Genomic DNA, 18,509 nt, shown 5'->3' on the forward strand with positions numbered 1-18,509 from the left:
TCCCACACCGATCAGGCCCGCCGACGTCAGGGGCTCGTGAGGATGACGAGTTGCCGGGTCGCGCGGGTCATCGCGACGTAGCGGTCGACGGCTCCTTCGATGCCGGTGCCGAAGGTCTCCGGGTCGACGAGGATGACCAGGTCGAACTCGAGCCCCTTCGACAGCTCCGGGGTCAGTGACCGGACGCGCGACGTCGGCCGGAACGTGGGATCGCCGATGACGCAGGCGATCCCGTCGGCGTGCGCGGCGAGCCACGAGTCGAGGACCGAATCCAGATCCGAGGTGGATCCGTGCTGGACGGGGATGCCGCTGCCGCGGATGGAGGTCGGCACGTTGGCGTCCGGGAGCACAGTGCGGATGACCGGTTCGGCTTCGGCCATGACCTCTTCCGGCGTCCGGTAGTTGATGCTGAGGGATGCCTGCCTGATCCGGTCGAACCCGACCCGCGCGAGCCGTTCCCGCCACGACTCGGTGAAGCCGTGGCGGGCCTGGGCGCGGTCCCCGACGACGGTGAAGCTGCGGGACGGACAGCGCAGCAGCAGCATCTGCCACTCCGCGTCGGTCAGCTCCTGGGCCTCGTCCACGACGACGTGCGCGAACGGGCCGGCGAGCAGGTCCGGGTCGGTGGTGGGCAGCGCGGACTCGTCGACCAGGACGTCGCGCAGGTCCTGCCCGCGCAGCATCGTCACGAGGCCCTCACCGTCGTCGTCGGCCTCGAGCAGGTTGTCGACGACCTTGGTCATGTGTTCGCGTTCGGCGGCGACGGCGGCGTCCTGCCGACGCCTGCGCCGGGACGCCTCCGGGTCGCCGAGCCGCTGCCGGGCCGCGTCCAGGATCGGCAGGTCGGACACCGTCCAGGCCTGGGCGTCCGCGCGCTGCAGGAGCCGGACCTCGTCGGGGCTGAGCCATGGAGCGCATTTGCGCAGGTAGGCGGGTACCGACCACAGGTCTCCGACGAGGTCGGCCGCTTCGAGTAGCGGCCACGTGCGGTTGAAGGTCGTGAGCAGCTCCCGGTTCTGCAGCAGCGACCTCCGGAGCAGGTGCGCCGAGATGTCGTCGTCGTGCTTGTCCATCAGGATCGTGACCAACTCCTGCCAGATCTGGTCACGTGCCTCGTTGTGCGGGATGCCGGGGTCCGGTGCCTCGAACGCCTCGGCCCAGTCGTCGGCGCTCAGCCAGACGTCCGCCCAGTGGGTCGTGATCGTCATTCCCTTGGTGGGCGGTTCCTCGTAGAACCTGACGGCCGTCTCGATCGCCTTCACCAGGTTCGCGGACGATTTCAGGCGGGCCGCGTCCGGGTCGGTCTCGATCGTCGCGGTGGCTCCCTCGGCGACGAGGTCCCGCAGGTTGCAGGTCTGCACTCCCTCCTCGCCGAGGCTGGGGAGGACGTCGGCCACGTAGGCCAGGTAGGGCTGGTGCGGACCGACGAACAGCACCCCGCCGCGGCGGTGACCGAGGCGAGGGTCGGCGTAGAGCAGGTAGGCGGAGCGGTGCAGCGCGACGACGGTTTTTCCCGTGCCCGGACCGCCGTCGACGACGAGGGCGCCGTCGGATCCCGCGCGGATGATGGCGTCCTGGTCGGCCTGGATGGTGCCGAGCACGTCCCGCATCCGGGCGGAGCGGTTGCCGCCCAGGCTGGCGATGAACGCGGACTGGTCGTCGAGTGCGGCGTGCCCCTCGAATCCGTCCGGGGTGAACACCTCGTCCCAGTAGTCGCTGATCCGGCCGCGGGTCCAGCGGTACCTGCGGCGGCTCGCCAGGCCCATCGGGTTGGCGTGGGTCGCTCCGAAGAACGGCTCGGCGGCGGGCGAGCGCCAGTCGAGCAGCAGGCGACGGCCCGCGCTGTCGGTGAGCCCGAGCCGTCCGACGTACACGGGCTCGGGGTTGTCCACCCGGATGATGTACCCGAGGCACAGGTCCAGACCGAAGCGGCGCAGGGCGCGCAGGCGGGCGGTCAGCCGGTGGATCTCCAGGTCCCGGTCCATCGCCTCCTGGCCGATGCCGCCGGGCGCCCTGCGCGCGGTGTCGAGGCGGTCGGACAGCTCGGCGATCGACTGTTCGAGGCTCTCCGCGATGGCCGTGAAGTGCTGCTCGTCGCCGGCGACCAGCGTCGGGTCGGCCTTGGCGGCGAGGCGGTCGGGAAGGTCGAACGCGCTGGTGGTCAGGGGGTTCACGTCTCGGCTCCGACCTGAGGCTCGCGACCTCAGATCCAAATTCTGGCGCTCGCGGGCGCGGCTGGATTCTGCTCGGCATCTGGCCTCGGCTGGCTATTCTGCGGCACAACCTGGGTCTTGACGCAAGTCCCCCCACGTGCTATAAGTTGAAAGCGGCGGGGAGCTGGTATTTTCCCCTGCCCATTTTTGTCCGCGATGGACGGACAACCTCTTCGGCGAGGCCATCTGCCCGCGCCGTATTCCCAAGTTCCCAAGCGGGAGCTCTCGAACGCGGCTGCCGCGGTGCGCACAGCGTCGACGAGCGGTGGACAGTGGCGTCGGCGGGCCGACCGTGCAGGCCGGTCCGCCGACGAGCTGGTGACGCGGTTACATACCCATGTCGCCGAAGGCGGCGGCATCCGCGGACGCGGACGCCGCCGCGTCCGCCAGGCTGTTCGCCACCACGACCTCGATGGTGAGGAAGAGGCCGGTGATGGACGCGGCGTTCTGCAGCGCCGAGCGGGTGACCTTCACCGGGTCGATGATCCCGGCGGCGATCATGTCGACGTACTCGCCGGTGGCGGCGTTCAGGCCGTGCCCGGTCGGGAGACCGCGGACCTTCTCGACCACGACGCCGCCCTCGAGACCGGCGTTGGCGGCGATCTGATGCAGCGGTGCGGCGAGCGCGCGCTCGACGATCAGGGCGCCGGTGGCCTCGTCACCGGAGAGGTCGAGCTTCTCGAAGGCGCTGGTGGAGGCCTGCAGGAGCGCGACGCCACCGCCGGCGACGATGCCCTCCTCGACCGCGGCCTTCGCGTTCGAGACGGCGTCCTCGATGCGGTGCTTCTTCTCCTTGAGCTCGACCTCGGTGGCCGCGCCGACCTTGATGACCGCGACGCCGCCGGCGAGCTTGGCCAGCCGCTCCTGGAGCTTCTCGCGGTCGAAGTCGGTGTCCGCCCGGTCGAGTTCCGCGCGGATCTGGTTGACCCGCCCCGCGATCTGGTCCGCGTCGCCGGCACCCTCGACGATGGTGGTCTCGTCCTTGGTGATGACGACCTTGCGGGCCCGGCCGAGCAGGTCGACGGTGGTGCCCTCGAGCTTGAGGCCGATGTCCTCGGAGATGACCTGGCCGCCGGTGAGGACGGCGATGTCGGTCAGCATGGCCTTGCGGCGGTCACCGAAGCCCGGCGCCTTGACCGCGGTGCTCTTGAACGTGCCGCGGATCTTGTTGACGACCAGGGTGGCCAGGGCCTCGCCCTCGACGTCCTCGGAGATGATGGCCAGCGGCTTGCCGGCCTGCATGACCTTCTCCAGGATCGGGAGGAGGTCCTTGACCGCGGAGATCTTGCTGTTGGTGATCAGGATGTACGGGTCGTCGAGGACGGCTTCCATGCGGTCGGTGTCGGTGACGAAGTAGGGCGAGATGTAGCCCTTGTCGAAGCGCATGCCCTCGGTGAGCTCGAGCTCGAGCCCGAAGGTGTTGCTCTCCTCGACGGTGATGACGCCTTCCTTGCCGACCTTGTCCATCGCCTCGGCGATCATGGCGCCGATGGCAGGGTCACCGGCGGAGATGGAGGCGGCCGAGGCGATCTGCTCCTTGGTCTCCACGTCCTTCGCGACGCTGGAGAGCTCCGCGCAGACGGCTGCAGCGGCGGTTTCGATGCCCTTCTTCAGAGCGATCGGGTTCGCACCGGCGGCGACGTTACGCAGGCCCTCGCGGATGAGAGCCTGGGCGAGAATGGTCGCGGTGGTGGTGCCGTCACCCGCGACGTCGTTGGTCTTCTTCGCGACTTCCTTGACGAGCTCCGCGCCGATCTTCTCGTACGGGTCCTCGAGCTCGATCTCCCGGGCGATGCTCACGCCGTCGTTGGTGATCGTGGGGACGCCGAACCTGCTCTCGAGGACGACGTTGCGACCCTTGGGGCCGAGCGTGACCTTGACCGCGTCGGCCAGCTGGTTCATGCCGCGCTCCAGGCCGCGCCGTGCCTCCTCGTCGAAGGCAATGATCTTCGGCATATTGGGGTGTTTCCTCCTGGGCTTGGGCCATGCGGAGGAGTGCCGGCCGCCGGCGGGTGCCTGACAACGAAGACGATGGGCTCGCGTGGCCCAGGCACCCGTCGCTCCGGAGGTTGGCACTCGACCTAGCTGAGTGCCAGCCACTGTATAGCTCTCGGCACCCCCGGAACCGAGGCCCTCACCACCCCGCGTGATCGAGCCGAAGGGAAGGGCGCGGTGTACTGGCGACCGCGCCGGGCACCGATCCCGCCCGGCGCGAGAATTCGCAGGGGGAAGGCCTGGGTCCGCCTGCGTTCGGCCCGCGCCGGTGCCCGCGCTGGCAGCCGGCAGGTCGGCACCGAGGTGCTCCGCCTCGTGGGCAACCCTGTTGGTCGGGCCCGCCGTCCAGCCCTTCAGTGCCAGTGCCGCTTGAACCCGTCACCTGAGCTCCCGGAGGATGCCCCGGCCTTCAGACCGGGGAGGAATCCGGTGTCCCGCGGAGCGGGGCAGGGGCAGGCGATCCGCCGTCAGGCAGACCGCCGTCGAAAAGTGCAATGCAACAGATGGATGATCTTGATGTTGAGAAAGTAGATGTCTTTTTTCGTGATTTCGGTGAGGTGGGTGCGTGGGTCATCCGGTAGCGGTATTTTAGGATTCTTCGTCGTCGTGCGGTGATGTTATGGTGTGGTCGTGTCCAGGTTCCGGTTGTATCCCGACGCGGCGCAGGAAGAGGCTCTGCTGGTGCACTGTGGGCACGCCCGGTTCGTGTGGAACCTCGCGGTCGAGCAACAGTCGTGGTACCGGCTGTGGTGTGGTCGGGCGCCAGGTTATGTGGAGCAGAACCGGCAGTTGACCGAAGCCCGGTCGGATAATCCATGGCTGGCGGCGGGCAGTGTCATCGTGCAGCAGCAGGCTTTGCGTGACTTCGCGACGGCGATGGCGAACTTCTTCCGCGGTTCGCATCGCAGGCCCACCTTCCGTAGGCGTGGGCGTGGTGAGGGGTTCCGGATTGTGGCGGTGAGACCGGGCGACGTCCGGCGGGTGAATCGTCGGTGGGCGTGGGTGCGTGTCCCGAAGGTGGGCTGGGTGCGGTTTCGCTGGACTCGTGAGGTGTCGGGTGCGCGGTCGTATCGGGTGACGCGGGATCGTGCGGGCCGTTGGCATGTCGCGTTCGCCGTGGCCCCGAATCCGATTCCCGCGCCGGGAACCGAGAAGGTTGTCGGTGTGGACCGTGGGGTGGTGGTGTCGGCGGCGCTGTCGACCGGGGAGCTGCTGTCCTGTCCCGGTCTGCGAGCCGGGGAGCAGGGGCGGCTGGTCCGGTTGCAGCGCCGATTGTCGAGGGCCAGGCGTGGGTCGCGGCGGCGCGGGCGCGTCAAGGCCCGGATCGCACGGCTGCGTGCCCGGGAGGTTGACCGGCGCAAGGACTGGGTCGAGAAGACCAGCACGGATCTCGCTCGTCGGTTCGACGTGATCCGGGGCGAGGACCTGAAGATCAGGGGGATGACCCGCTCTGCCCGGGGCACCGTCGAGGCGCCGGGAAGCAACGTCCGGCAGAAGGCCGGGTTGAACCGGGGCATCCTCGCCCACGGTTGGGGTCTGCTCGTCGCACGGTTGGAGCAGAAGGCCCCCGGCCGGGTGGAGAAAGTCCCCGCCGCGTACACGAGCCAGCGTTGCTCGGCCTGCGGGCATAGGGCGCCCGGGAACCGCGAGAGCCAAGCGGTCTTCCGGTGCCTGGCCTGCGGGCACACGGCCAACGCCGACGTCAACGCGGCTATGAACATCGCGGTTGGGAACATCGCGGCCGGACGGGCCGTGACCGCGCGGGGAGGCACGGCGCTGGCCGTGCCCGCGAACCGCGAACCTCAACACCGCGTACCCCTTCCGGTGGGTGTGTAGGAGTTGGAATCCCCTGCGGTCCACGCGAGGGAGGACGTCAAGTTGCGGCACGAGAACCTTCCGGAACTTCTCGGTCTCGCTGTGACCGATCTGTGGCGCTACTATCTCGCCAGGCTCGCGCGCCATTGCGAAACGGGTACCTGGGGCGACCACCCGTGGGACGACGCGCGCCGTACCGACGGGCGTCCCCGGGCCTCTCGACGCCCTGCTGGATGATCTCCTGTTACTGCCGTTGCGAAACCGCGGACAGGGTGTCGCTGTCGAGAGTGACGTCGAGATCGGACTCCAGGTGCGGGACGGAGTTCGAGCGGAGCCGGGTCAACCGCACCGACGAGATGCGCCATCTGCGGTCCGGGCGGCGAACCGGTGAGGTAGTCGTGGCCGAGGCTGTCCGCCGCCTCCGCGATCCGGCGCACGTCATCGGACCCGCCGTCCCGTTCCCAGCCGGGATGCGTTCCCGGCACAAGTGACAGGACGGGCGTGAGGAGACCGAACTCCGTCATGAGAGCCGACCCTGACGTGACTGGACCTTAGTAAATGAGCGAGCACTTATCTAGGTGGTGGTGCGCTCGCCGGCCTCGCCGTTGACGGCGCCCACGCTGTGCCGCGTGGTGCCGGCTGCTCCGGGTGCGGCGGGCCCGACGTGGCTGCGGCCGCGCCTGACGCGAAGCCGGTGATCTTCGACGGCATGGGCCACCAGCTGCCCCGCGAATGTGGCGGGTGCTCGGCGGCCACATCCCTGACCTCGGTCATCGCGAAGAAGGGCGACCATCGGCTGGTCGGCCATCCGTGTCACCCGCGGATATGACCTGTGCCGGCATCCTGCTCGTCGCGCGTGCCGAACGCGAGCCGGGTATGGATCTTCAAGCGGTTCGGAATCGGCCGACCAACTGCGGAAATGCATGCTCGTAGGTCGACCAGTTGACAGAAAAGTGATCGCTCACAATACTGGGCGCCATCCCGGAGTCGAGTGCTGGAGGCGGCATGGACGACCGGGTCGGCAATTCGGAGAGCGACAGCCGCGCTGGCGTCGTCTGTGTTCGAAGGGAGAGGTGGGACGGGGCGCGGGCGATATGCACGACCCTGTGCTGGCCGGCATGGGTCGCATCGCGGGGGCGGTGCGACCGGTATCCGACGGTGGTTCGAGGTGGAGTGTTGCCACGGATGAGCGGGTGTTGATTTTTCGCGGAGGTCGTCCGGGGTAGTTACGCTGCCTGTGCTCATGCGTGACCGCCTGAGTTGCATGGTGTTGTGTCCGCGTGGTGATTTTTCCCGCGGCGGGTTTCGTGGCGCGGGCGGATGTCGAAGATCGCGAGCGCGCCGCGCCGGCGCTGGGAACTTCGAATCGCCTGTCCGGGCAGTGGTTGCTGTCCATTTTCCACATTGCACCGCGCCGCGCACCGGTGTCGTGAGCTGACGCATCCTTTTTTGCGCCGCTGGATGGGGAGGTTCAGGCGGCCCTGTGCGCCTGCGCGAAAAACGTCCAACTGATTTCTGTGTGCCATAGGTCCTTAGGGGTCGCCGAGTGGCCTCTGTTCGGCGCGCCGGCAGGCCCGGAACCGGCCGAACCACTGCGTTCCCTTGGATCCATACATCGCACCGCCGATACGGGGCGGCGGCCTTTCGCAGTGCGACGGAAGAGATGGAGACACCATGTCTGACAACGCTTCCACACCTCTGGAATCCGGCCCGGGGCTGACCCGCCGGAGGATCCTCGGCACAGTGGCGCTTGGCGCGGCTGCGGCTGGTGGGCTGGCGGCCGGCCCTGGCAGCGGACGGGCACGGGCCGCCACAGCCCCGGCGGACGCGGCCGTCACCGAGCAGCGGGAGCGGGCCGTCGTCATCGGCAGCGGATTCGGCGGCGGCGTGACCGCGCTGCGGCTGGCACAGGCCGGAGTGCCCACTCTTGTCCTGGAGCGTGGCCTGCGGTGGTCGACGGGGCCGAACGCGACGACCTTCTGCCGCTGGGCGAACATCGACAACCGGTCCGCCTGGCTGACCGACCACAGCACGACCCCGGGCGTGGACAAGACCTGGACGCCCTACACCGGAGTGATCGAGAGCCTGCCGGGCGACGGCATAACGGTCAACTGCGGTGCCGGCGTCGGTGGCGGCTCGCTGGTGTACCACGGGATGACACTGCAGCCGACCAGCCAGAACTTCGCGGCATCCATCCCGGAGGCCGCGAGTCTCTACCGCGACCTGAACCGGTGGGCCTACCCCACCGTCGCCACCATGCTGGGCGTCTCCACGGTGCCGAACGACGTGCTGAACGCGGATCAGTACCGGTCGTCCCGGCTCTTTCTGGACGTGGCCGCCAACAGCGGCCTGGAGCCGTTCCGGGTTCCGCTGCCGGTCGACTGGAGCTACGTCCGGGGTGAGCTCACCGGTCAGTACGAGCCGACCTACACCACCAGCGACATCGTCTTCGGCGTCAACAACGGCGGCAAGCACTCGATCGACGTCACCTACCTGGCCTCGGCCGAGGCCACGGGCCGGGTACGGGTGAGCCCACTGCACGTGGTGCGGGACGTCCAGATGGACCCGGACGGCCGCTGGGTGCTCTCCGTCGACCGCATCGACACCGGCGGCACCGTGCAGGAGCGGAAGCGGATCACCGCGGACGCGGTGTTCCTCAACGCCGGTTCCGCCGGTACCACGCGGCTCCTGGTCAAGGCGCGAGCCAAGGGGCTGGTGCCCGACCTCCCCGACGCCATCGGCACGAAGTGGGGAAACAACGGTGATCGGATCTACGCCTGGGTCGGCATGAACGGTGATCCTGGCACCCGGCAGGGCGGCCCGGCGTGTGTGGGCGGCCGGGACACACAGGGGCCGATTCCGGCCACCGTCATCCATGCGGGTGCGCCCGCCGACACCGGCGGCGTGAAGCTGATGACGGTCGTCGGTTTCGGGATCGTCGACGCCGCTGGCACGTGGGCCTACGACCCGAACACGGATGACGCCAGGCTCACCTGGCCGGCGACCGGTGACGCCGCGCTCCAGACCCAGATCGCCGCCCGGATGCAGGCGATCGTCGCCGCGGGTGGCGGGATGATGATCGACACGAACGCCCAGGCGAACTCGACCTGGCATGCCCTGGGCGGGGTGCCGATGGGATCGGCGGTCGACCTGTACGGCCGGATCATCGGCCACAAGGGCCTCTACGTACTCGACGGGTCGCGGATCCCGGGCTCCACCGGTGCCTGTAACCCCTCCATGACGATCGCGGCCCTGGCCGAGCACAGCATGTCCACGATCATCCGTGAGGACGTCGGACGTGTCTTCTGACGGCACCACCGCTTCCTGAGCCTCCGCGCGGCCGCATCCGGCGGGAGCCGTCCAGGTTCCCGCCGTGAGGGCGGCGCTCCCCGCCCGATGCCCGATGTCCGACGCCTGCACCTGGAGCGTGAGCGTATGCCCGACGGCCGGATTCGCACGCTGATCGTCGAAGCCGACCCGATGACCGCTGAGGCCCACAGCGTCTATGTGGAGAAGCTCGCCGGCTTCACCGTCAGCGGGGTGAGCCACACCGGCGCCCAGTGCCTGCGGCAGCTCACCCGTGACGACCACGATCTCGTGCTGCTTGATCTCACCCTGCCTGACATGACGGGCTTCGACGTGTGTCGCACGCTGCGGTGCCGGGGGGCCGTGCCGGACATCATCGCCGTCACGGCGGCCCGGGACGTCGCGACCGTGCGCGCGGCGGTGGCCTACGGGGCCGTCCAGTATCTGGTGAAGCCCTTCGGTTTCGCCGCGTTCCGGAGCCGGCTTGAGTGCTATGCGGCGTTCCGCAGCGAGCTCATGCTGGGGCGCACCGGCCCGATCGGCCAGCGTGAGGTGGATGCGGCCCTCGCGGCGCTGCGGCCCGGAACCACCCTGTGGCCTGAGCAGCCCAAGGGCACGTCGATCGCGACTCTCGACGCGGTTGTCGCCTACCTCCGGCAGGCGGCCGGGCCGATGTCGGCGGACGAGATCGCCAGCGCTGTGGGCCTGTCCAGGGTGACGGCGCGTCGATACCTGGAGCGTCTCACCGATCAGCGGCTCACGAGCCGGACGCAACGGTACGGGCGGCCCGGCCGGCCGGAGCACCTGTACCAATGGCGAGACGTCCGCGTCGCTTCGACCAGATAAAGAACACTATGACCGAAATCGTGACTTCTCCCTGATGGTGCGCGATCTTGTGTGTCAAGATGCCGACCATGTTGGAGACCTGAGTGGACGAAGTGAGCGCACAGCCGGCTGACCGTGGCGATCGGGACGTCCTTGTCACCGGAATGGGCTTCTGCCTCCCCGGCGAAGACGGTCCGGTCCTCACCGCCGAGGAGGTGTGGGACATCGCGTCGAACGGGCGTTCCTGCCTGGTCAAGGACGGTATTTACCACGGTCGGGTCGACCTGGCGCCGGAGATGTTCGAGGAGCGGCTTCCGGAGATTCCCAAGCTGTACTCGGCGCAGCTCACGAAGTCGCACCGCTTCGGGCTTCTCTCCTTCGTGGAGGCCTGCTCGGACGCGAAGATCGATTTTCGGGCGGGCGCCCTGCGTCACGCCGCGATACTCACCGGGCGAGGGGGGCTCGACGACAACGTCGACCCGTATCGGGCCCTGCACGAGGCGACACCCGAGACGCTTTCCGCGGACGCCGCGACCGCGTTGTTCATCCGGGCCCAGCTCGGCATCACCTCGTACGACGTCACGCTCCTGCAGGCGTCGATCGCCCGGTCGATGGGCCCGAGCTTCACGGTTTCCTGTGGCTGTTCCTCCTCCACCATCCAGCTCGGCAACGCCCTGCGGATGATCGCCGCCGGGGAGGTCGACATCGCGGTCGTCACCGGTGTCGACGCGTTCAGCATGGACCTGATGCGCAACGCGCAGCGGCTTCTGCTCGCCGCGACGCGCGGCGGCCCGCAGCCCGGCGCGGACACCCTGCCCGAGACGCTGCCGTCGATGGACCGGCCGATGCGCCCCTACGACGTCCGCGCCGACTGCGTGAACTTCGGCGAGGGCTCGGTCACCGTGGTCCTGGAGAGCCGCCAGCACGCCGAGTGGCGCGGAGCACACGTCTACGGGCGCCTGATCGCGCAGGCCACCACACGTGACGGCCTTGCCAGCCCGCTGTCGCTGGACGACTCGGGCGCCTCACTGGTCGCCGCGGTGCGCAAGTGTCTCGGGAACCGCTGGAGCATCGACCAGATTCCGTACATCAACGGTGGCAGCGACGGTGACATGAACGTCACGAACACCGAGGCGAACGCCGTCCGGGAACTGTACGGGACGGCGGTCCCGTCGGTTCTTCTCAGCTCGCAGGAGGCGTGTTTCGGGCACAGCGGGGCCCAGTCCGGAAACCTCGGCCTGGCGTTGACTCTCCTCATGATGGAGAAAAGCCTGGCGTGCCCCACCGCGAACTGTGAGCAGCCGATCGAGGGCCTGCCTTTCGATCCGATTCCGGGAACGCGGCCGCGGCCGTTGCGGTTCGATCACGCGCTGAGCTTCACCTACCAGATCGGCGGCCTGAAGAGCGTGATCCTCATGAGTTCCGCCGATGCTTCCTGACGATGGTTCCTGAATATCTGAAAACCTGAACACCTGCTGAGACCGGCCTGGGACCTCGGTCGGCCGTTTCGCGCGACCGGGGCCGTGTGGCCGATTCGGCCGCACATCTGTAGAGAGGCACGGACCGACCGAGAATGAGCGTATTTGCCGACGCGTGGTCGAATACCACGGCCGCCGACAAGGAATCCTGCGTCAAACGGGATGACATAGCGATCGTGGGGATGGGGTGCCGCCTTCCGGGCGGCGTGGATTCGCCGGCCGCACTCTGGCGGCTCCTGGTGGAGGAACGGGACGCGGTCGGCGATCCACCTGCGGGCAGGTGGGAGGCCGACGCGTTCGTCGACCCTGTCCTGACCGCGGCGGGCCGCTCCGTTCCCCGCCAGGGCGGTTACCTCGAGGACGTGTCCGGTTTCGACGCCGACTTCTTCGGCGTCTCACATCGGGAGGCCGCCGTCCTCGACCCGCAGCACCGGCTGCTGCTCGAGGTCGCCTGGGAGGCTCTGGACAACGCCGGTCTCCCTGCCGACCAGCTCGAGGCCACGCCGACGGGCGTGTTCACCGGGCTCAGCTACACCGACTACATGGATCGGCTGGCCGGGCACCCGGACGAGCTCGAGGGCTCGGTCCTCACCAACGGGATCTGCGTGGCGGGCGGCCGGATCTCCTACCTGCTCGGCCTGCGCGGGCCCAGCATGTCGGTGGACACCGCCTGCTCGTCGTCGCTGGTCGCCGTGCATCTCGCCTGCCAGAGCCTGCGGTCCGGGGAATGCACGGTGGCGCTCGCGGGCGGGGTGACTCTCATGCTGTGGCCCCGGGTGACCAAGTCGTTCGTCCGGATGGGCATGCTCTCGCCGACGAGCCGTTGCCACACCTTCGACGCCGCTGCGGACGGGTTCGTCCGCGGCGAAGGTTGCGGTGTCGTCGTCCTGAAGCGGCTTGCCGACGCCAACCGCGACGGTGACCGGGTCCTGGCCGTGATCCGCGGGTCGGCGGTGAACCAGGACGGCCGCACCGACGGGCTGACCGTTCCCTCCGCGCAGGCCCAGTACGAGGTGGCGGCCGCCGCGCTGCGGCGCGCCGAGGTCGACCCGGCCGAGGTCGGGCTGGTGGAGGCGCACGGCACCGGCACGAAGGTCGGCGACCCCGTCGAGTTCGCCGCACTGAGTCGCGCCTACGGCACCGATGGCGCGCGGTGCGCGCTCGGTTCGGTGAAGACGAACCTGGGGCACCTGGAGCCCGCGGCGGGTGTCGCCGGCCTGATCAAGGCGGTGCTGTGCCTGCGGCACGGCCAGATACCGGCGAACCTGCACTTCACCCGGTGGAACCCGGCGATCGACGCTGACGGGTCGCGGTTCTTCGTGCCCACCGGGCTGACCGACTGGCCTGGCGCCGCGCCGTCGCGGCTGGCCGCCGTTTCCTCGTTCGGGTTCTCCGGGACGAACGCGCACCTGGTGCTCGAACAGGCCACGGCCGGGGTGAGCCGTCCCCCGATTCCAGCCGCGTGTACTCCGGCACGGGCCGAACACGAGTCCGGCCGGGTAGACGGCCAGTCGTCGGCCGTCCGGGCCCGCGGGGCCCGCGGGCCGGAGGTGGTCCTGGTGCCCGCCGGGTCGCCCGCGGTGCTGCCCGCCGCCGCGGCGCGGCTCGCGGACTGGCTGGAGTGCGAGCCCGGAGATGACGCGGCCACCGGAGGCGATCCTGCGGCCGGTGCCGGCGCGCCTGCCCGGGGTGCGGGTCTGCGGGACGTCGCCTACACCTTGGCGCGCAGGCGGTCCCCCGGGAACGGCCGGCTGGCTGTCGTGGCGGCCTCGCGGAAGGATCTGATCCGGGACCTGCGCGCCTATGCGGACGGCCGGTTGGTCCCCAACGTCGTCTCCGGGGCCGCCGCCCGGGGCGTGCGGCGCGGCGCGGTGTGGGTGTTCTCCGGCCAGGGCTCGCAGTGGGCGGGCATGGGGGCCGACCTGCTGGACGCGGAGCCGGTGTTCTCGGCCGCGGTGGCCGAGGTCGACCCTCTCATCGCCGCCGAGGCCGGTTTCTCGGTGCTGGAGGTGCTGCGCCGCCGGGAGGCGGTCACCGGGTGCGACCGGGTGCAGCCCCTGCTCTTCGCGGTACAGATCGGGCTGGCCGCGCTGTGGCGCGCCCACGGTGTCGAGCCCGCGGCGGTCATCGGTCACTCGATGGGGGAGACGGCCGCGGCTGTCGTCGCCGGCGCGCTGACCCTGGCCGACGGTGTCCGGGTGATCTGCCGCCGTTCCCGTCTGCTCACCCGGGTGGCCGGCCTCGGCGCGATGGCCACCGTCGGCCTCGACCGGTACGCGACCGAGGCGGAGCTCGCCGCGGCCGGCGCGAGCGGCGAGGTTGCTGTCGCGGTCCTGGCTGCTCCCGGCTCCACCGTCGTCTCCGGCGCCGCGGACAGGATCAGGGATCTAGTCACCGACTGGACCGCGCGTGGCCTGGCGGCCCATCAGATCGCGGTGGACGTCGCCTCGCACTCACCCCAGGTCGACCCGCTGCTCGCCGACCTCACCGCGGAACTGGCCGAACTGCGCCCCCGGCCGGCCGAGGTCCGCTTCTACTCGACCGCGGCGGAGGACCCGCGGGGGAAGCACGAATTCGACGCCGCCTACTGGTGCGCGAACCTGCGCCGTACCGTGCGCTTCAGCGACGCCGTGACCGCGGCCGCGGCCGACGGGCACCGGGTCTTCGTGGAGATCTCCCCGCATCCGGTCGTCACCCGGTCGGTCACCGACATCCTTGCCGCGGCCGGGCGGGAGCCGGTGGTACTGCCGACGCTGCGTCGCGACGAGGACGGCGTGGCCGCCTTCCGTACCAGTCTCGCGACCGCGCACTGCGCGGGAGTTCCGGTGGACTGGTCCGTGCTCTACCCGACCGGCGACCTCGTGGACCTGCCGACGATCTCCTTCGACCGCCGGCGCCACTGGGCGGACCGCGAGGCTCCGGCGGCGGCTCCGTCGGCCGCCGGTGGCCGTGGCGGGCCGGCGGCGCTCGACGGCCGGGAGGCCGTGGACCGGTCGCTGCCCGGGGAGCACCTGGTGGTGCCCGGCGAGCATCTGCGCCACGTCTGGCGGGCCGACACCGGGACCGCGGTCATCCCCTGGCTGGCTGACCACCTGGTGCACGACCGCGTGGTACTGCCCGGCGCCGCCTACTGCTCGCTGGCGGTCACCGCCGCCGCCGAGGTGTTCGAGGTGGGGCCGGCCCGGGTGCGGGTCACCGGCATCGCCTTCGAGGAGGTGCTCTACCTGGGCGAGCACACCGAGATCACGATGACGGCCGCCGTCACCGGCCCCGGTGAGGCGGAGTGCGAGATCCACGCGCGGAACGGTGACGGCGCCTGGACCCGTCACATGGCCGCCACCGTCACGTGCGCCGACGACGACCCGCCGCCGGACACCGCCGCCGGCGGCCTGGCGGAACTCGCCGGTGCCCATCCCCGACGGGTCGGCCCCGCGCGCCTGTACGAGGCCATGCGGGAGCGGGGCATTCACCACGGCCCGGCGTTCACGGCGCTGTCCGATCTGCACCTGTCCGAGGACGGTGGGAGCGCCTGGGCCGGCATCGGGATCCCGACCGAGGCGTACGCCACCGAGGACGCGTTGGCCGTGCACCCCGTGCTGCTGGACGCCGCCGCCCAGACGTTGCTGACCTGCATGCCCGGCCTGGTCGCCGGGTCGGCGTCCGGTGGTCTGGTGCTGCCTGCCGGGACGGACAGCATCCGGATCCACGGCGATCCGGCGACCGTGCGCTACTGCCACGCCCGCCTGGACGCCACCGGGACGGGCACTCTCACCGGCGAGGTCCGCCTGCTGGACGAGGCCGGCGCGCTCGTCGTCGCCATCGACGGCATGCGACTCGTCCACCAGGACGGCCAGCGTCGCCTCGACGGTTCCGGGGACTGGATCTACGGGATCGACTGGGAGCCGTCACCCCGCCCGGAGCCGGCCCAGCCGCGGGCCGCCGGCCGATGGTTGCTGCTCGGCGACGCGAGCGGTTCGGTGGGCGCGCTCGGCACGGCCCTGTCCGCCGCCGGGGCGGACGTCGACGTCCAGCCGCTGCCCGGTCCCGATGACGCCCGGCGGGCCTGGGCGGCGTCCCTCACCGGGGACGACGGGGGAGCCGTCGGCCGGCGGGTGGTCGTCGTCCTCGACGGCGCGACCGCGCAGCCAGTGCCTGGTGCCCAGGTCGACCCGTCGGCCCTGGCCGGCCCGCCGTTCCCGCCGTTCCCGGCAGATCCGGCGCGGGCGCAGCAGCAGACCATGACGGTGCTGGGCGTCGCCGCGGCGTTGGCCGAGCTGCCCGGAGTGCCGCCCGGCCTGACCGTGGTGACCCGAGGTGCACACGCCCTGGGCGGGAACGCGGTCCCTGATCTTGATCACGGCGGGATCCGCGGACTGCTCCGGGTGCTCACGCTGGAACACCCCGAGCTGCGCGCCGCCCACATCGACGCCGATCCCGGCCCGGATGTGACGGCCGTCGTCGCCGAGCTGCTCGGCGATGTCCACGGCGCCCACTCCGGCCCTGCCGATGACGAGGTCGCGCTGCGGGCCGGTGTCCGTTTCGTCGCCCGGTTGACCCCCGCGCCGGTGACCGCCGCCGAGCGTGGTGCCGCCGGGCGGCGTACGGTCCGGTACGGCCACGATCGGTTCGCCCTGCAGCCGCCCGGCAACGGGAATCTCGACGACCTGCGGCTCGTCGCCACTGACCGGCGCCCACCCGGGCACGGCGAGGTCGAGGTCCGAGTCCAGGCCGCCGGCCTGAACTTCCGGGACGTCCTCATCTGCCTGGGGGCATTGCCGCAGACACCGATCGGCTTCGAGTGCGCCGGCGTGGTCACGGCGGTCGGGCCGGGCGTCACCGACCGCCGGCCCGGCGACGCGGTACTCGCGGTGAACTTCACCGACGGCGGCGCGTTCGGCTCGTTCCTGACCATCGACGCCGACCTGACCATGCCTGTACCCGGCGGACTCGACCCGGCCACCGCCGCGGGCATCCCCACCGGCTTCCTCACCGCCTGGTACGCGCTGCGGGACGTCGCCCAGCTGCGGGCTGGCGAGCGGGTGCTGATCCACTCCGGCACCGGCGGGACAGGTCTCGCCGCGATCGCCGTCGCGCGGCTGCTGGGAGCCGAGGTCCTCGCCACCGCCGGCACCCCGGAGAAACGCGCCTATCTGCGCGGCATGGGCATCACCCACGTCATGGACTCGCGTTCGGTCGACTTCAGCGCGCAGACCCTGGCCGCGACCGGCGGGCAGGGCGTCGACGTCGTGCTCAACTCGCTGTCGGGGCCGGCGATCCGCGCCGGAATGGAGTGCCTGCGGCCCTTCGGACGTTTCGTCGAGCTCGGGCTGCGCGACATCCTCGCGGACTCGGCGCTCGGGCTGGCGCCGTTCCGTAACAGCATCACCTTCGCCGGGGTGAACCTGATCGAGCTCTACCGGCACCAGCCGGAGCGGGTCGCCCGGATGCTGCGGGAGCTGACGGCGGCGCTCGCCGCCGGCGAGCTCGCGCCGCTGCCTGTCACGACCTACCCGCTCGAGGCCGCCACGGACGCGTTTCGGCTGATGGCCGGTGCCGCGCACATCGGCAAGGTCGTGCTCGAGGTCCCCGGCGACGCGGTGACCGAGGCCGTGCTGCCCGACGGGCCGCCGTCGCCGGTCGGCGTGGACGGCTCGTACATCGTCACCGGTGGCCTGCGCGGCGTCGGCCTGGAGACCGCCGCCTGGCTGGCGGAGAAGGGCGCGGCCAGAGTGGTGCTCAACGGGCGGTCCGAGCCCGCCGAGGAGGTCCGGGAGCGCATCGCGAAACTGGTCGCGGGCGGTACGGACGTCCAGGTGGTGCTCGGCGACGTCGCCGAGCCCGGTGTGGCGGAGCGCCTCGTCGCCGCCGCCACCGCCGGGGGCGGCCGGCTGCGTGGCGCCGTTCACGCAGCGATGGTTCTGGATGATGCCGCCCTCACCACGATCACCGCCGACCAGGTGCGTCGAGTGTGGCATCCGAAGACGTTCGGCGCGTGGCGGCTGCACGAGGCGACGGCCGGGGCGGACCTCGACTGGTTCGTGCTCTACTCGTCGATGGCCTCCCTGCTCGGTAACCCCGGGCAGGGCGCGTACGCCGCCGCGAACTCCTGGCTCGACGGCTTCGCCGACTGGCGGTGCGCTCAGGGGCTGGCGACCACCGTCGTCAACTGGGGGCCGTGGGCCGAGGTGGGCGCCGCCACCGACTTCGCCGAGCGTGGGTACGCGATGATCCCGGTGCGGGCCGGGCTCGCCGCGCTGGAGACGCTGCTCGTCCACGGGCGGCGGCGCGCGGGTGTGCTCCCCGGCGAGCCGGGCTCCTGGATTCCGGCCGCGGGCCGCTCCTCGTCGCTGTTCGCCCGGTTCGTCGACGACGAGCACGCCTCGTCGGCCGCCGCCGGGGGCGCCGTGGCCGTTCCGGGCGCTGGGGGTGCCGCCGCGGCAGTCGCGGACGGGCCGGGCGCTGTCCTGGCCGGGATACGCGCGGTGGCTCCCGGCCTCCCGCGGCGCACGGCCTTCGAGGCGTACCTGACCGAGCACCTCAGGGCCGTCCTCCGGCTGGGCCAGTCCGTGCTCGACCCGGACATCCCGCTACGGTCCCTCGGCTTCGACTCGCTGCTGGCTCTCGAACTGCGGTCCCGCCTGGAACCGGGGCTCGGGATCTCCCTGCCGGGGAACTTCATCTGGAAGTACGACACCGTCGCGACTCTCGCCGCCGGCCTCGCCGACCACACGAAGCTCCCGCTCGACGGCGGCGAATAAGACCCGCTGCGAACTGAACCGTCGGCGCTGCTTGATGGGCGGCGCCGGCGGTTCACGCGTGCGGCCCGAGGGTCCGCAGCTGTGGCCAATACCCCCCGGGGTATATAGAGTGGCGGCGC

The 18,509-nt window shown here is 70.8% G+C and carries 8 protein-coding genes; 6 read left to right on the forward strand and 2 right to left on the reverse strand.

Annotated elements, in window-relative coordinates; genetic code table 11:
* Window positions 1-26: 26 nt before the first annotated feature.
* Both helR and groL read right to left on the reverse strand, forming a co-directional pair.
* Entirely contained in the window at window positions 27-2,174 is a 2,148-nt protein-coding gene (helR, locus tag FRANEAN1_RS16245) for an RNA polymerase recycling motor ATPase HelR (RefSeq protein ID WP_020460895.1), read from the reverse strand.
* Window positions 2,175-2,540: 366 nt separating this feature from the next.
* On the reverse strand, window positions 2,541-4,169 hold the full coding sequence (gene groL, locus FRANEAN1_RS16250; protein ID WP_020460896.1) for a chaperonin GroEL: 1,629 nt from the start codon (window positions 4,167-4,169) through the stop codon (window positions 2,541-2,543).
* 669 nt (window positions 4,170-4,838) lie between these two features.
* Here groL and FRANEAN1_RS16255 point away from each other — a divergent pair.
* From FRANEAN1_RS16255 to FRANEAN1_RS16280, 6 genes are all read left to right on the forward strand, one after another.
* Window positions 4,839-6,044, forward strand: a complete 1,206-nt coding sequence (locus FRANEAN1_RS16255; RefSeq protein WP_041255992.1) for an RNA-guided endonuclease TnpB family protein — start codon at window positions 4,839-4,841, stop codon at window positions 6,042-6,044.
* A 1,259-nt stretch (window positions 6,045-7,303) separates the two neighbouring features.
* Window positions 7,304-7,456, forward strand: coding sequence for a hypothetical protein (locus tag FRANEAN1_RS41110; RefSeq protein WP_157472666.1), 153 nt, complete (start codon window positions 7,304-7,306; stop codon window positions 7,454-7,456).
* A gap of 241 nt (window positions 7,457-7,697) precedes the next feature.
* On the forward strand, window positions 7,698-9,332 hold the full coding sequence (locus FRANEAN1_RS16265) for a GMC oxidoreductase (RefSeq protein WP_020460899.1): 1,635 nt from the start codon (window positions 7,698-7,700) through the stop codon (window positions 9,330-9,332).
* 126 nt (window positions 9,333-9,458) lie between these two features.
* Window positions 9,459-10,175, forward strand: a complete 717-nt coding sequence (locus tag FRANEAN1_RS16270) for a response regulator (RefSeq protein ID WP_041255994.1) — start codon at window positions 9,459-9,461, stop codon at window positions 10,173-10,175.
* A 92-nt stretch (window positions 10,176-10,267) separates the two neighbouring features.
* A complete protein-coding gene (locus tag FRANEAN1_RS16275) occupies window positions 10,268-11,593 on the forward strand; it encodes a beta-ketoacyl synthase N-terminal-like domain-containing protein (RefSeq protein WP_041254260.1) in 1,326 nt (441 codons plus the stop codon).
* Window positions 11,594-11,727: 134 nt separating this feature from the next.
* The gene (locus FRANEAN1_RS16280) at window positions 11,728-18,390 is read left to right on the forward strand and encodes a type I polyketide synthase (protein ID WP_020460902.1); all 6,663 of its coding nucleotides are present in this window, start codon (window positions 11,728-11,730) and stop codon (window positions 18,388-18,390) included.
* The last annotated feature ends 119 nt before the right edge of the window (window positions 18,391-18,509 follow it).

The organism is Parafrankia sp. EAN1pec, assembly GCF_000018005.1.
Lineage (GTDB): Bacteria > Actinomycetota > Actinomycetes > Frankiales > Frankiaceae > Parafrankia > Parafrankia soli.